Origin of the sequence: Pseudomonas sp. NC02 (assembly GCF_002874965.1) — a bacterium.
Taxonomy (GTDB): Bacteria; Pseudomonadota; Gammaproteobacteria; order Pseudomonadales; family Pseudomonadaceae; genus Aquipseudomonas.
In genome coordinates, this window is record NZ_CP025624.1 from 1,764,107 (window position 1) to 1,778,577 (window position 14,471).

The following is a 14,471-nucleotide window of genomic DNA, read 5'->3' on the forward strand; positions in this document are numbered from 1 at the left end:
CGCTGATCAGTACAAAGGCATGTCGGGTTCGACGTCGCGAACCCAGTGTTTCATGCCACCTTGCAGTACTTTGGTGTTGGCGAATCCGGCGGCCAGCAAGGTGCTGGCGGCTTGCTCCGCGCGGGTCCCGGCGTAGCAGATGAGGTAGTGGGTGTTGTCGCGGCTGAGGTTGGCGAGTTGCCCGTCGAGCTCGGCCAGCGGGATGTGCACCACCCCCGGCAACTTGCACACTTCCAGCTCGCTGGCGTCCCGCACATCCAGCAGTACGTCGGCCTTGCTGTGTTGCTCGAGCAGTTGCTTGAGCACCCGCGGCTTGATGTAGCGTTCTTCGGCCAGGGAAGGTTGGCTTGGCAGGGCGTCGGCGCAGACGGCGGGGGCGATGGTTTGGCTGTGGCGCAGTTCCGAGCAGCAAGGGCAGTCGGCGCGGCGCTTGAAGCGGATCTCGCTGAACTTCATCGCCAGCGCATCAAAGCGCATCAGCCGGCCCGAGAGTGGTTCGCCAATGCCGATCAGCAGCTTGATCGCCTCGGTGGCCTGGATCATCCCGACCACCCCGGGTAATACGCCGATGACCCCGCCGGCGCTGCAGTTGGGCGCCAGTTCCGCCGGTGGTGCCTGGGGAAACAGGCAGCGATAGCACGGCCCGCCTTTATAGTTGAGCACGCTGATCTGCCCGTCGAAGCGGTAGATGGCGCCGTACACCAACGGCTTGCCCAACTGCACGCAAGCGTCGTTGACCAGGTAGCGGGTTTCGAAATTGTCGGTGCCGTCGATCACCAGGTCATAGGCGCCCACCAGTTCCAGGGCGTTGTCGGTGTTGAAGGCGGTGTCGTAGGTGTTGATCTGGATGTGGCTGTTGAGGTCCTGCAAGCGCTGCTTGGCGGACTCGACCTTGGGCAGGCCCAGGGTGCTGTTGCCGTGGACGATCTGGCGTTGCAGGTTGCTGCTTTCCACCACGTCGAAATCCACCAGCCCCAGGGTGCCGATGCCGGCTGCCGCCAGGTACAGGCTGATGGGCGAACCGAGGCCGCCGGTGCCGATGATCAGCACGCGGGCTTTCTTCAGGTTCAACTGGCCTTCGCGGCCGACGCCGGGCAGGGTGATGTGGCGCACGTAGCGCTGCACTTCTTCGTTGCTCAGTTGGTCGACGTCCATGCCGCCGGAGGTGGCCAGCAACACTTCGATTTTGGCTTTTTCGGGCAACCGGTCGTTGGCGTCGATCAGTTCCTCTTCGGCGGTGAACAGGAAGTGTTCCTTGAGCTGGTTGTTCTCGTAGAGCAGGTGCGCCCGCAATTGCGGGTGCTCGATGCAGAGGTTTTCAATGACTTCGCGCAATGTCGATCCGGCACCCTCGAGGGTCGATGCTGGCAGCTTGGCCACGCGGACCAGGATGTCGGGGAAAGAGACAGCGTTCATGCACAACTCCGTTTGCAGGTCGTTGAAGGGGTTTTGGGCGAAACGTTTGCCATCCCAGGCAAACAGCTTGGAACCTTGGGTCTTGCCCTGGCGAACATCCACCACCAGGTAACTTACGGGGTAGATCGGCTCGCCCATGAAGAGGGCCTTGTCCTGGTCTTCGTCGCTGAAATACGCGCCGACGTCAGGGTGGGAGTGGTAGATCACCACCACCGGGTTATCACCGCGAAACGCCTTGTTCATCATCAGCGTGTCGGCCACCGAAAAGGTGTAGCCGTTGGCGGCGCTGCGTGGATACATCTCGGGGTTCTTGCGGTGCAGCTCGTTCTGGATGTTGCTGCCCAGGTACACGCTGCCATCGGCGAAAACGAAGCCGCAGCATTCCTCGGGGTAGCTGCGGTCGGCGTGGGCGTAGATCTGCTCCAGTGCGCTTGGGCTCAGGACCTTCATCTCAGTTTTTCTTCGCCAGGAGCTTTTCGATGGGCAGCTTGGTGATGGCAAAGCCGGCCAGCAGGATCGCCGAATACATCATCAGGTCCCTGGAAATCTGCACGCCCTCGTACCAGGCCCCGATGATCACCGCGAACACCGGGAAGATGATGAACACGAAGGACAAAATGATCGGGCTCAGGCGCTTGAGCAGCATGAAATACACGATAAAGCCGCCCACCGAGGCCACCAGCCCGAGGTAGAACAGCGCACTCCAGGAACGCAGGGTGATGTCTTCAAAGGTCGGGGTTTCAAACCACAGCCCGGCGACAAACAGCATCAACCCGGCGATGCCGATGGGCAGGGTGTTGTAGGTGATCACGCTGATGGCACTGCCTTGTTTCTTGGTAATCACGTAGCACAAGGCATGCATGATCGCCGCAGCGAGGATCGCCAGCACGCCGAAGAACTCGGCGTGGTCCAGGTGCAGGCCCTGGCTCTTGATGATCATGTACAGGCTGCCGAACCCGATGGCGATGCCGATCACCTGGGAAAAGTAGATGCGCTCGCGCAGGAACAGCGCGGAGAAAATCAGGATAAACACCGGCATGCAGCTGAACAGCAGCGCGGTGAGGCCGGACGAGACATGCATTTCGCCGTAGTTGAGCAGGTAATACGGAACGCTGAAGTAGGACAGCGTCACAAACACGAAGAACCAGCGGCTTTCCCGGGGAAACAGGATCGGCTCGCGGCGCACCCAGGCGAAACACAGGAACAGCGGAAACGCGATCAGGAACCGCAGCCCGGCGGAGGTCAGCGGTGGCACGCTTTCCACGGCGATCTTGATGCCCAGCCAGGTAGTGCCCCAGCTGAGACACACGATCAGGAACATCACACTGGTAATCAGCCCGGCCAACCACTGCTTGTGAGTTTTTGTTTTTCCAGCATTTTCGAGAACGGCGGACATTGGCATCGTGACATTGCTTCCATGAGACCGAATTGACCTCTATATTGAGTGCCGTGATTCGGTGATTGAACCCGTAAAAGCACACTATTAGGGCGAATGATGGCTGTCAAAACAAATATTGACATGGTGTCAATTATGCGAGAAGGACTCTCCAACGGGCAGGGCGTGAAGTACAAGCGCCTGTCCGATGTCATGGAGCGAGGCATCCTTGAAGGCTTGATTGAACCGGGAAGAAAACTGCCGCCTCATCGGGTGCTTTCCGACAATCTGGGGGTCACCATTGGCACCATCAGCCGCGCCTACGGCGAGCTGGAACGCCTGGGGCTGGTAGTGGCGCGGGTCGGCGACGGTACTTTCGTACGCAAGCGTGGGATGGAGCGCCAGCGGGATGAAGGCTTTCGCAACTTCAGCGACGAGCCGCGGCAATACTTTGATATGAGCCGCAACATGCACATCCCCGGGCAGGAGACCACGTTCCTGGCCCAGAGCTTCCAGACGCTGGCGAACAACGCCAAGTTCTTGCAGGACATCAGTGCCTACACCCCGGATGCCGGGCTGCCGCGTTACCGGGCGGCGGGTGCGCAGTGGCTGGTGCAGCGGGATTTCCACCCGATTCCCGAGCAGGTGATTTGCGTGAACGGCGGCCAGCATGGGTTGCTCTGCGCAATGATGGCGCTGTTGCGAGCCGGTGATACGGTGGTGACCGAACAGTTGACCTATCCAGGGTTGATCACCGCCGCGCGCATGCTGGGCATCCGCCTGATCGGCCTGGAAATGGATGAAGAAGGGCTGCTGCCGGGGGCGCTGGATGAAGTCTGCCGCAATCACCGGGTGTCGGCGTTGTACTGCACGCCGACCATCCAGAATCCTACGACAGCGGTGCTATCGGTCCCGCGCCGTGAGGCATTGGTGAAGGTCTGTCGGGAACACAACCTGCTGATTCTCGAGGATGAGGCCCACGGTGTGCTGGTGGAAGACCGTCCGCCGCCCCTGAGTCATTTTGCCCCGGAGCGTACGATTCTGATCAGCAGCCTGAGCAAGGCGGTATCGGCAGGCTTGCGCGTTGGGTACGTGCATGCACCGCCGGCGCTGGTCAGCCGGATTTCTGCGGCCTTGCGTTCCACCTGCTGGATGGCCACGCCGGTCACCCTGGAACTGGCGACCCAGTGGATCGAAAACGGCACGGCGGAACACCTGTTGCACCAGCAGATCCAGGAAATCAGCCGCCGCAAGGCACTGGTGGAAGGTTTGTTGATCGGGCTGGAGTACCGCACTCACCTGAACAGCCCGCACTTCTGGATCGAAGTCCCGGAGCCATGGCGCGCGTCGGAAATCGAAGCGGAGTTAAAGCAGAACAATTACCTGATTGCGACAGCCGAAGCGTTCGCGGTGGGGCAGACGGCGGTGCCGCAATTCATTCGGGCGAGCATCTGCAATACGTCGGGGGATGATCAGTTGCTGCTGGATGGGTTCGATGCGCTGGCGACGGCGCTGGGGCAGGGTGGGGGGCGGTTTCACCTGTGAACCCAACAGCTTGTGTGAACATGACCCCTGTGGCGAGGGAGCTTGCTCCCGCTGGGCTGCGAAGCAGCCCCAAAGCCATTCACTAAATACCAGTCGTCTGGTTTGCGACTGCTGCGCAGTCGAGCGGGAGCAAGCTCCCTCGCCACAGAAGCTCCCTCGCCACACAAGCACCTTGGCCAGCGCGCGGAGTTACTTGAACCGCCGCTCCACCCCTTTCTCCACCAGTATCTTCGCCGAAATCTCTTCCACCGAAAAATGCGTGGAATTGATGTGCGCAATATTTTCCCGGCGGAACAGATTTTCCACCTCCCGCACTTCAAATTCGCACTGCGCATAGCTGGAGTAACGGCTATTGGGCTTGCGCTCGTTGCGAATCGCCGTCAGGCGGTCCGGGTCGATGGTCAGCCCGAACAGCTTGTGCTGGTGCGCGCGCAGGGCGCTCGGCAGCGTCAGGTGCTCCATGTCGTCTTCGGTCAGCGGGTAGTTGGCCGCGCGAATCCCGAACTGCATGGCCATATAAAGGCAGGTCGGCGTCTTGCCGCAGCGGGACACGCCCACCAGGATCAAATCAGCCTTGTCGTAGTAGTGGGTGCGGGCGCCGTCGTCGTTGTCGAGGGCGAAGTTCACCGCCTCGATCCGCTCCATATAGTTGGAGTTATGGCCAATGGAGTGAGATTTTCCGACAGAGTATGACGAATGTTCACTTAACTCTTGTTCCAGCGGCGCCAGGAAGGTAGAGAAGATGTCGATCATGAAACCATTGGAGGTGGCGAGGATCTCACGAATGTCCTGATTGACGATGGTGTCGAAAATGATCGGACGAAATCCGTCTTTTTCGGCCGCCAGATTGATTTGTTGTACCATGGCTCGCGCTTTATCCACGCTATCGATATAGGGTCGCGTGAATTTGCTGAAGGTAATGTTTTCGAACTGCGCCAGCAGGCTTTGACCCAGGGTTTCGGCTGTAATGCCGGTGCCGTCGGAGATAAAGAAAGCAGATCGTTTCATTTGAGCCTTGGGCCTTAAGCTGATGACGAATCTTGGATATGATAGGCGCGATTTTGCCGTCCCGCAGTGGGCCGCATTCTCACTTATTTTCCAGGTCCAGGCCACAAACGCCGGTAACCGCTCCTACTGAGCCGCCGGCGTCCTGAGCTTTTCCAACACAGAAAGTGGAGAGATCACCTTGGTAGAGTACGTAGTTTCCCTCGATAAGCTCGGCGTCCATGATGTAGAGCACGTAGGGGGCAAGAACGCATCCCTGGGCGAGATGATCAGTAATCTTGCGGGCGCCGGTGTATCGGTGCCAGGTGGTTTTGCCACCACCGCCCAGGCTTACCGTGATTTCCTCGAGTTGAGCGGCCTCAACGATCAGATCCATGCCGCCCTCGATGCGCTGGACGTCGATGACGTCAACGCCCTGGCCAAGACTGGCGCCCAGATCCGTCAATGGATCATGGAAGCCGAGTTCCCCGAGAAGCTCAACGCCGAGATCCGCACCGCGTTTGCCACGCTGTCGGCCGGTAACCCCGACATGGCTGTCGCCGTGCGCTCCTCGGCCACCGCCGAAGACCTGCCTGACGCCTCCTTTGCCGGCCAGCAGGAAACCTTCCTGAACATCCGCGGCGTGGAAAACGTGATCCGCGCAGCCAAGGAAGTGTTCGCCTCTCTCTTTAACGATCGCGCCATTTCCTACCGCGTGCACCAGGGTTTCGACCACAAGCTGGTGGCCCTGTCTGCCGGTGTGCAGCGCATGGTGCGTTCGGAAACCGGCACCGCCGGCGTGATGTTCACCCTGGACACCGAATCGGGCTTCCGCGACGTGGTGTTCATCACCGGCGCCTACGGCCTCGGCGAAACCGTCGTACAAGGCGCGGTGAACCCGGACGAATTCTACGTCCATAAACACACCCTTGAAGCCGGCCGCCCGGCCATCCTGCGCCGCAACCTGGGCAGCAAGGCGATCAAGATGATCTACGGCGACGAGGCCAAGGCCGGTCGCTCGGTGAAAACCGTTGATGTCGACAAGGCCGAACGCGCGCGTTTCTGCCTGACCGACGCCGAAGTCAGCGAACTGGCCAAACAAGCGATGATCATCGAGAAGCACTACAAGTGCCCGATGGACATCGAATGGGCCAAGGACGGCGACGACGGCAAGCTGTACATCGTCCAGGCCCGCCCTGAGACCGTGAAGAGCCGCACCTCGGCCAACGTCATGGAACGCTACCTGTTGAAAGAAACCGGCACCGTGCTGGTGGAAGGCCGTGCCATCGGCCAGCGCATCGGCGCCGGCAAGGTGCGGATCATCAAGGACGTGTCCGAGATGGACAAGGTCCAGCCAGGCGACGTGCTGGTCTCCGACATGACCGACCCGGACTGGGAACCGGTGATGAAGCGCGCCAGCGCCATCGTCACCAACCGTGGCGGGCGTACCTGCCACGCGGCGATCATCGCCCGCGAGCTGGGGATTCCGGCAGTGGTCGGTTGCGGTAACGCCACCCAACTGTTGAAAGACGGCCAGGGCGTAACCGTGTCCTGCGCTGAAGGCGACACCGGCTTCATCTTCGAAGGTGAGCTGGGCTTCGATATCAAGCAAAACTCCATCGACGCCATGCCCGACCTGCCGTTCAAGATCATGATGAACGTCGGCAACCCGGACCGCGCCTTCGATTTCGCGCAATTGCCGAACGCCGGTGTGGGCCTGGCCCGCCTGGAGTTCATCATCAACCGCATGATCGGTGTGCACCCCAAGGCCCTGCTGAACTACGACGGCCTGCCGCCGGACATCAAGGAAAGCGTCGACAAGCGCATCGCCGGCTACAACGACCCGGTGGGCTTCTACGTCGAGAAGCTGGTGGAAGGCATCAGCACCCTGGCAGCGGCGTTCTACCCGAAAAAGGTCATCGTGCGCCTGTCGGACTTCAAGTCCAACGAGTACGCCAACCTGATCGGCGGCAAGCTTTACGAGCCGGAAGAAGAAAACCCGATGCTCGGCTTCCGTGGCGCCTCGCGCTACATCAGCGAAGCCTTCCGTGACTGCTTCGAGCTGGAATGCCGCGCCCTCAAGCGCGTGCGCAACGAGATGGGCCTGACCAACGTCGAAATCATGGTGCCGTTCGTGCGCACCCTGGGTGAAGCGAGCCAGGTGGTGGACCTGCTGGCTGAAAACGGCCTGTCCCGTGGCGAGAACGGCCTGCGCGTCATCATGATGTGCGAGCTGCCATCCAATGCCATCCTGGCTGAAGAGTTCCTGGAGTTCTTCGACGGCTTCTCCATCGGTTCCAACGACCTGACCCAGCTGACCCTGGGCCTGGACCGCGACTCCGGGATCATCGCCCACCTGTTCGACGAGCGTAACCCTGCGGTCAAGAAGCTGCTGGCCAACGCCATCCAGGCGTGCAACAAGGCCGGCAAGTACATCGGGATCTGCGGCCAAGGCCCTTCCGATCACCCGGACCTGGCCAAGTGGCTGATGGAGCAGGGCATCGAAAGCGTCTCGCTGAACCCCGATTCCGTACTGGAAACCTGGTTCTTCCTGGCTGAAGGCCAAGCTCAGGCGTAACACGCAACACCCAAAAGTGCCGGTCAACCTTGCGGTTGGCCGGCATTTCTCATTCTGTACAGGGCGGAACTCCTTCCGGACGCCGCCCTTTTTTGTGCAAGAGCATTATGCAAAGCAGCAGCAACCTGTTTCCCGTCGCCTTGATCAGCGCTGAGCGTCGTGGCGACCTGAGTGAAGATGTGTATCGGCTGAAACCCGGCAACAGCCCTGACGGTACCGTCGAGCTGGCCGTGACCCGCCTGGGCCTGGCTGACGTCCCGGAAAACCGGGGCGTGCCGGTGGTTTTGTTGCATGGCAGTTTTTCCAACCGCCGCTTCTGGTACTCGCCCAAGGGGATCGGCCTGGGCGCCTACCTGGCGCGCGAAGGGTTTGACGTCTGGATCCCGGAAATGCGCGGTCACGGGCTGTCCCGGCGCAACCAGGACTACGCCAGGAATCGTGTCGCCGACTATGCTCGCTACGACTTGCCGGCCATTGCCGCCTTCGTGCGTGAGCAAAGCGGGCAGATTCCCCACTGGATCGGGCATTCCCTGGGTGGCACAACCCTGGCTGCGGCCCTGGGTGGGCAGCACCTTGGCGCGCCGGCAGTGGCCTCGGTGGCGCTGTTTGGCTGCCAGGTCAGTCGCACGCATTGGCCGTTGAAGTTGCCACCGGTGGAGTGGACCGGTCGCCTGCTCTTGAAACGTTTCGGCCAATTGTCCGGCGCTCGGTGGAAACGCGGCCCGGAGGACGAGCCGGCGGGCGTATTGATTGAAGCCATGCGCTGGAATGGGCTGTTCGGCCGCTTTGGCGAAGGTAAGCAGGATTGGTGGAAAGGCCTGGCCGAGGTTGACGTGCCGCTGTTGGCGGTGAGCGCCGCCGGCGATCACCAGGACCCGGACTGGGCCTGTCGCAAGCTCTTTGAGCAGGTCGGCTCCGAGCATCGCCAATACCTGTGCCTGGGGCGCCAGCAAGGGTTCAGCGGGAATTTCGGGCATGTCGAGATGCTCGTCAGCAAGGCCGCCCAGGCTGAAGTGTGGCCGCTGGTGACGCGCTGGTTGAAAAATCCGCTTACACCTTTGCTGGGGGCGCAGGCGCAGGAACTGGCAGCGGTTTGAGCGCAAGGCTCTATCAGGGGCGTTTCGCTTGTTTGCCGTAGAGGCTAAGATATGACGCGTTGGGTGGTTCTGGTCATATTCAGTCGCGCAGTGGGTCTTGCGTTGCTATCCGATGGGCCTGACTATTCGGCCCGGATTAAAGAACCTTCACGGCAAAGCGTTTCCAGATGTAAGTAAACAGTGGGATGTTTGACACCTTCTTTCACCTACAGGAGTTTCTCGATGAACCATTACCTTACCCCCGACCTGTGTGATGCCTATCCGGAGCTGGTGCAGGTGGTTGAGCCGATGTTCAGCAATTTCGGCGGCCGGGACTCCTTTGGTGGCGAGATCGTGACCATCAAGTGCTTTGAAGACAATTCCCTGGTCAAGGAACAAGCCGAGCTCAATGGGGCCGGCAAGGTGCTGGTGGTCGATGGTGGAGGTTCCCTGCGCCGCGCGTTGCTGGGCGACATGATCGCCGAGAAAGCCGCGAAAAACGGCTGGGAAGGGCTGGTGATCTACGGCTGCATCCGCGATGTCGACGTAATCGCCCAGACCGACCTGGGCGTGCAGGCCCTGGCCAGCCACCCGATGAAGACTGACAAGCGCGGTATTGGCGATTTGAACGTGGCGGTGACATTCGCCGGCGTGACCTTCCGCCCGGGCGAGTACGTGTACGCCGACAATAACGGTGTGATCGTCTCCCCCAGCCCGCTGAAGATGCCTGAATAAACAGCAGTAGCCGACAGGGGTGAGGATGTTCGAGGAAGAAAACGCGCAGTGGGGGCTGGTGCATGCCCTGGTGCTGGACGGTAAAGGTGGTGCGCGTTCGATTGCCCGGACAGAGCTTGATGAGCTGCAACTGCAGCCTCAGGAAAGCCTGTGGCTGCATTGGGACCGTAGCCATCCCCAGACCCAGACCTGGTTGCGCAAATCCAGCGGCCTCAGCGAATTCGCCTGTGACCTGCTGCTGGAGGAGAACACTCGCCCACGCCTGTTGCCGCTGCCGGATGCCGAGCTGCTGCTGTTTTTGCGCGGGGTCAACCTCAATCCCGGCGCCGAACCGGAAGACATGGTCTCGGTGCGGATCTTTGCCTCGGCAGCGCGGGTGATTTCCCTGCGTTTGCGCCCATTGCGCGCCACCGACGAGTTGCTGGTGCAACTGGCAGACGGCAAGGGGCCGAAGACTTCCTCGGAACTGGTCCTGTATATGGCGCAGTACCTGACCAACAAGGTTCAGGATCTGGTCAGCGACTTGTCCGAAATCGTCGATATCGAAGAAGAAAAACTGGATGCCGACGAACGGTATACTCCGGAGCATGGCAGCGTTTTGCAGATCCGTCGGCGCGCCGCCGGGCTTAAACGTTTCCTGTCGCCGCAGCGGGATATTTTCGCGCAGTTGACCCGGATCAAATTGCCCTGGTTCTGTGACGACGATGCTGACTACTGGAACGAATTGAACAACAGCCTGACCCGCTACCTGGAAGAGCTTGAGCTGGCCCGGGAGCGCGTGGGGCTTGTGCTGGAGACCGAAGACCGGCGTTTGAGCCTGCGCATGAACCGCACCATGTACCGCTTCGGGATCATCACCGGGATCTTCCTGCCGATGAGTTTCCTGACCGGTTTGCTGGGCATCAATGTGGGCGGAATTCCGTTCTCTTCCAGCCCTTACGGGTTCCTGATTGCTTGCCTGATGATGGTCACGGTGGCGGTCGGGCAATGGTGGTTGTTTCGACGGTTACGTTGGGTTTGAGCTGAATGTGACCTGAACGTGGAAAGAGGTCATGTGACCCGAAGAATTTTACCCTCGTCTTTTAAATCACTTGCGAGAGGTTTTTTATGCACGATCCGTTCGAACAGTCTTTGCGTGACATGCTCAATGCCTCGCCGTCCAACCGGGACGACGATGCTTGCCTGGGTCGCGTCTTGAAAACCGCCAACCGCCAGGTCGGGGCTGGGGATCTGTTCGGTCTGCTTGGCCGCTGGTTGCCGGCGTTGATGATGGCCTTGAACAATGGTTCGGCCCATGTCTCACCGGTTTCCCGTCGTAAACCTCTTGCTCGCACTGCTGATAAGGCTGAATGAATATGGAACTCGATCTCTGGACCCAGAGTCTGGTAACTGCAATGACTGCGTTGTGGACCAAGGTGGCGAATTTCATTCCCAACCTGTTTGGTGCACTGGTGGTGGTACTGCTGGGTTTTGTCGTGGCCAAGCTGCTTGACACCCTGCTTTCCAAATTGCTGGCTAAGCTGGGTCTTGATCGATTGATGGGTGGCACCGGCCTGACCAAGATTTTGGGGCGTGCCGGGTTGCAAGTGCCGATCTCGACCCTGATCGGCAAGATCGTTTATTGGTTTGTTTTGCTGATTTTTCTGGTTTCTGCGGCTGAATCCCTTGGACTTGAGCGAGTTTCAGCTACGCTCGACATGCTGGCGCTGTATTTGCCGAAAGTATTCGGTGGCGCGCTGGTGTTGCTGGTAGGGGTTTTGCTGGCGCAACTGGCCAATGGCCTGGTGCGTGGCGCGGCTGAAGGCGTGGGTCTGGATTACGCCAGCGGCCTGGGGCGAATTGCCCAGGGTCTGGTGATTATCATCAGTATTTCGGTCGCGATCAGCCAGCTGGAGGTCAAGACTGACCTGCTGAACCATGTGATTGTGATTGTTTTGATTACCGTTGGTCTGGCCGTTGCGCTGGCCATGGGACTGGGAAGCCGGGAAATTGCCGGGCAGATTCTTGCGGGAATCTATGTGCGTGAGCTATATCAGGTTGGGCAACAAGTGCGTGTGGGCGAGGTCGAAGGGCAGATCGAGGAGATCGGCACGGTCAAGACGACAGTGCTGACGGACGATGGCGAACTGGTGTCGCTTTCGAACCGGATCCTGCTGGAACAGCATGTGACTAGCCGCTAACCCGGCGAATCCTGCTAATGTACGCCGCCGCAAACCTGGGTATCCAGGCCATGGCGGACATTGACCTGACTGTCGGCACGACTTGTTTTGAATAAAGCCCAAACGCTGTCCACGCGCTATGACCCCCGTGAGCTCTCTGATGAGGAGTTGGTCGCGCGCTCGCACACGGAGCTGTTTCACGTAACACGCGCGTACGAAGAATTGATGCGCAGGTATCAACGCACTCTGTTCAACGTTTGTTCAAGGTATTTAGGGAACGATAGAGATGCGGATGATGTCTGTCAGGAAGTGATGCTCAAGGTGCTATACGGCCTGAAGAACTTCGAGGGAAAATCGAAGTTCAAGACATGGCTCTATAGCATCACGTACAACGAGTGCATCACGCAGTATCGGAAGGAACGGCGAAAGCGTCGCTTGATGGATGCTTTGAGTCTGGACCCCCTTGAGGAAGCGTCTGAGGAAAAGGCGCCTACCCCGGAAGAAAAGGGCGGACTCGATCGCTGGTTGGTGCATGTGAATCCGATTGACCGGGAAATTCTGGTGCTACGATTTGTCGCAGAGCTGGAGTTTCAGGAGATCGCTGACATCATGCATATGGGTTTGAGTGCTACAAAAATGCGTTACAAACGCGCTCTTGATAAATTACGTGAGAAATTTGCGGGCAGCACTGAAACTTAGTGCGTGGCAAATATCTCTTACGTGTAGGCAAGTTCTGTTAGACTTGTCGCCGAGTTGTCCCCCGGTATGTGGGACTGCTTTACAATCACCAGATGGGGATTTAACGGATGAAACTGAAAAACACCTTGGGCTTGGCCATTGGTACTCTTATTGCTGCCACTTCTGTCGGCGCTCTGGCACAAGGCCAAGGCGCAGTTGAAGGCCAGCTGTTTTACAAAAAGCAGTTCAACGATAGCGTCAAACATATCGAAGACGGCTTCAATCCTGGCGCCAGCATCGGTTACTTCCTGACCGACGACGTGTCGATCAACCTGAACTACGACACTACCAACCACACCCGTTCGAACGACGGTACTGGCAACCAGAAGATCAAAGGTGATACCGGCAGCGTTACTGCCCAGTACCACTTCGGTCAAGCTGGCGTCGACTCCCTGCGTCCATACGTAGAGGGCGGTTTCGGCCACCAGAGCCGTACCAACGTTGAAGCTGATGGTCACAAAGGTCGCGATCAATCGACCCTGGCTATCGCTGGCGCTGGTGTGAAGTACTACTTCACCGACAACCTGTTCGCACGTGCTGGTGTTGAAGCTGACTACGCTATCGACAACGGCAAGTGGGACTACTCCGCACTGGTTGGCCTGGGCGTAAACTTCGGCGGCAACGCTGGCAAAACTGCTCCAGCTCCTACCCCAGCACCAGCTCCAGAGCCAACCCCAGAGCCAGAAGCTCCGGTTGCTCAGGTTGTTCGTGTTGAGCTGGACGTGAAGTTCGACTTCGACAAGTCGGTTGTTAAGCCTAACAGCTACGGCGACGTGAAAAACCTCGCTGACTTCATGAAACAGTACCCACAAACCACCACCGTTGTTGAAGGTCACACTGACTCCGTCGGTCCTGACGCTTACAACCAGAAGCTGTCCCAGCGTCGTGCTGACGCTGTTAAGCAAGTCCTGGTCAAAGACGGTATTGCTCCTAACCGTGTAAGCTCGGTTGGTTATGGCAAATCCCGCCCAGTTGCTGACAACGCAACTGAAGCTGGCCGTGCTATCAACCGTCGCGTAGAAGCCTCGGTAGAAGCACAAGCAGCTCAGTAATTACTGAGTTGTAGAAAAAAGCCCGGCTTAGGCCGGGCTTTTTTTCGCCTGTAATTTGCCTCAGGCCGTGGCGCTGGCCAGGGCCGCAAGCGCCTGCGTCGCTTGAGCAACCCGGCCAATCACCAGGATAGCCGGGCTCTTGAGCGCGAATTCGTGCGCATCATCCTGCATCCGGGCGAGGCTGCTGCGGCATTCGCGCTGTTGTGGCAGTGAAGCGTTTTCAATCATCGCCACCGGCATGTCATCGCTCATGCCACCTTCCAGCAATTGCCGGCGGATTTCCCCCAGTTTCGCCACCCCCATATAGATCACCAGCGTGGTGCCGCCCTCTGCCAGGGCCCGCCAATTGAGGCTGCTGTCGTCCTGGGTATGGGCCGTGACCAACGTGACGCCACGGCTGACACCGCGCAACGTCAGCGAAATATCGCAGTTCGTTGCCCCGGCCAGCCCTGCCGTAATGCCGTTGACCAACTCCACTTCCACCCCTTGCTGCCTGAGCCACGCCGCCTCTTCGCCGCCGCGACCAAAAATGCACGGGTCGCCGCCCTTGAGCCGCACCACGCACTTACCCTGCCGGGCATAACGCAACATCAGGCGATGGATAAACGCCTGTGGGGTGGAACGGCAGCCACCGCGTTTGCCCACGGTGATCAGCCGTGCAGCGGGGCAATGCTCCAGCAGCGCCGGGTTGACCAGATCATCGATCAGCACCACATCGGCTTCCCGCAGGGCTCTCACCGCCTTGAGTGTCAGCAGTTCCGGATCGCCGGGGCCTGCGCCCACCAGCCAGACTTTTGCGCTCATATGCTTGCC

Annotated in this window: 13 protein-coding genes; 9 read left to right on the forward strand and 4 right to left on the reverse strand. The window is 59.3% G+C overall.

Features of this window, described 5'->3' with window-relative positions; genetic code table 11:
- Window positions 1-6 precede the first annotated feature (6 nt).
- Entirely contained in the window at window positions 7-1,866 is a 1,860-nt protein-coding gene (gene moeB, locus C0058_RS08260) for a molybdopterin-synthase adenylyltransferase MoeB (RefSeq protein WP_102368361.1), read from the reverse strand.
- A 1-nt stretch (window position 1,867) separates the two neighbouring features.
- Entirely contained in the window at window positions 1,868-2,761 is an 894-nt protein-coding gene (locus C0058_RS08265) for a DMT family transporter (RefSeq protein WP_166742189.1), read from the reverse strand.
- A gap of 150 nt (window positions 2,762-2,911) precedes the next feature.
- On the opposite strand from C0058_RS08265, the gene C0058_RS08270 reads away from it, so the two are divergent.
- Window positions 2,912-4,336 (forward strand): PLP-dependent aminotransferase family protein, encoded by a 1,425-nt coding sequence (locus tag C0058_RS08270; RefSeq protein ID WP_102370226.1) that lies wholly within the window; start codon window positions 2,912-2,914, stop codon window positions 4,334-4,336.
- Window positions 4,337-4,525: 189 nt separating this feature from the next.
- Here C0058_RS08270 and C0058_RS08275 read toward each other — a convergent pair whose 3' ends face one another.
- The gene (locus C0058_RS08275; protein ID WP_003215001.1) at window positions 4,526-5,344 is read right to left on the reverse strand and encodes a pyruvate, water dikinase regulatory protein; all 819 of its coding nucleotides are present in this window, start codon (window positions 5,342-5,344) and stop codon (window positions 4,526-4,528) included.
- 178 nt (window positions 5,345-5,522) lie between these two features.
- Here C0058_RS08275 and ppsA point away from each other — a divergent pair, with 178 nt between their 5' ends.
- From ppsA to C0058_RS08315, 8 genes are all read left to right on the forward strand, one after another.
- Complete coding sequence (gene ppsA / locus C0058_RS08280; RefSeq protein ID WP_003215003.1) at window positions 5,523-7,898, forward strand: phosphoenolpyruvate synthase; 2,376 nt, start codon at window positions 5,523-5,525, stop codon at window positions 7,896-7,898.
- Window positions 7,899-8,005: 107 nt separating this feature from the next.
- Window positions 8,006-8,995 (forward strand): alpha/beta fold hydrolase, encoded by a 990-nt coding sequence (locus C0058_RS08285; RefSeq protein WP_102368362.1) that lies wholly within the window; start codon window positions 8,006-8,008, stop codon window positions 8,993-8,995.
- A 222-nt stretch (window positions 8,996-9,217) separates the two neighbouring features.
- A complete protein-coding gene (gene rraA, locus C0058_RS08290) occupies window positions 9,218-9,709 on the forward strand; it encodes a ribonuclease E activity regulator RraA (protein WP_003215007.1) in 492 nt (163 codons plus the stop codon).
- A 25-nt stretch (window positions 9,710-9,734) separates the two neighbouring features.
- A complete protein-coding gene (locus C0058_RS08295) occupies window positions 9,735-10,730 on the forward strand; it encodes a zinc transporter ZntB (RefSeq protein ID WP_003215009.1) in 996 nt (331 codons plus the stop codon).
- Between the two features lie 86 nt (window positions 10,731-10,816).
- Entirely contained in the window at window positions 10,817-11,062 is a 246-nt protein-coding gene (locus tag C0058_RS08300; protein ID WP_003215011.1) for a hypothetical protein, read from the forward strand.
- Between the two features lie 2 nt (window positions 11,063-11,064).
- Window positions 11,065-11,889 carry a mechanosensitive ion channel domain-containing protein gene (locus C0058_RS08305; RefSeq protein ID WP_008432650.1) on the forward strand — a complete coding sequence of 275 codons (825 nt, stop codon included), beginning with the start codon at window positions 11,065-11,067 and terminating at the stop codon, window positions 11,887-11,889.
- Window positions 11,890-11,976: 87 nt separating this feature from the next.
- Window positions 11,977-12,567, forward strand: a complete 591-nt coding sequence (gene sigX / locus C0058_RS08310) for an RNA polymerase sigma factor SigX (protein ID WP_003215014.1) — start codon at window positions 11,977-11,979, stop codon at window positions 12,565-12,567.
- Between the two features lie 107 nt (window positions 12,568-12,674).
- Window positions 12,675-13,658 (forward strand): OmpA family protein, encoded by a 984-nt coding sequence (locus C0058_RS08315; RefSeq protein WP_003215016.1) that lies wholly within the window; start codon window positions 12,675-12,677, stop codon window positions 13,656-13,658.
- Between the two features lie 60 nt (window positions 13,659-13,718).
- On the opposite strand, the gene cobA is transcribed toward C0058_RS08315, so the two are convergent.
- Window positions 13,719-14,462: a uroporphyrinogen-III C-methyltransferase gene (gene cobA / locus C0058_RS08320; RefSeq protein ID WP_003215019.1), complete on the reverse strand. Its 744-nt coding sequence runs from the start codon at window positions 14,460-14,462 to the stop codon at window positions 13,719-13,721.
- Between the last annotated feature and the right edge of the window lie 9 nt (window positions 14,463-14,471).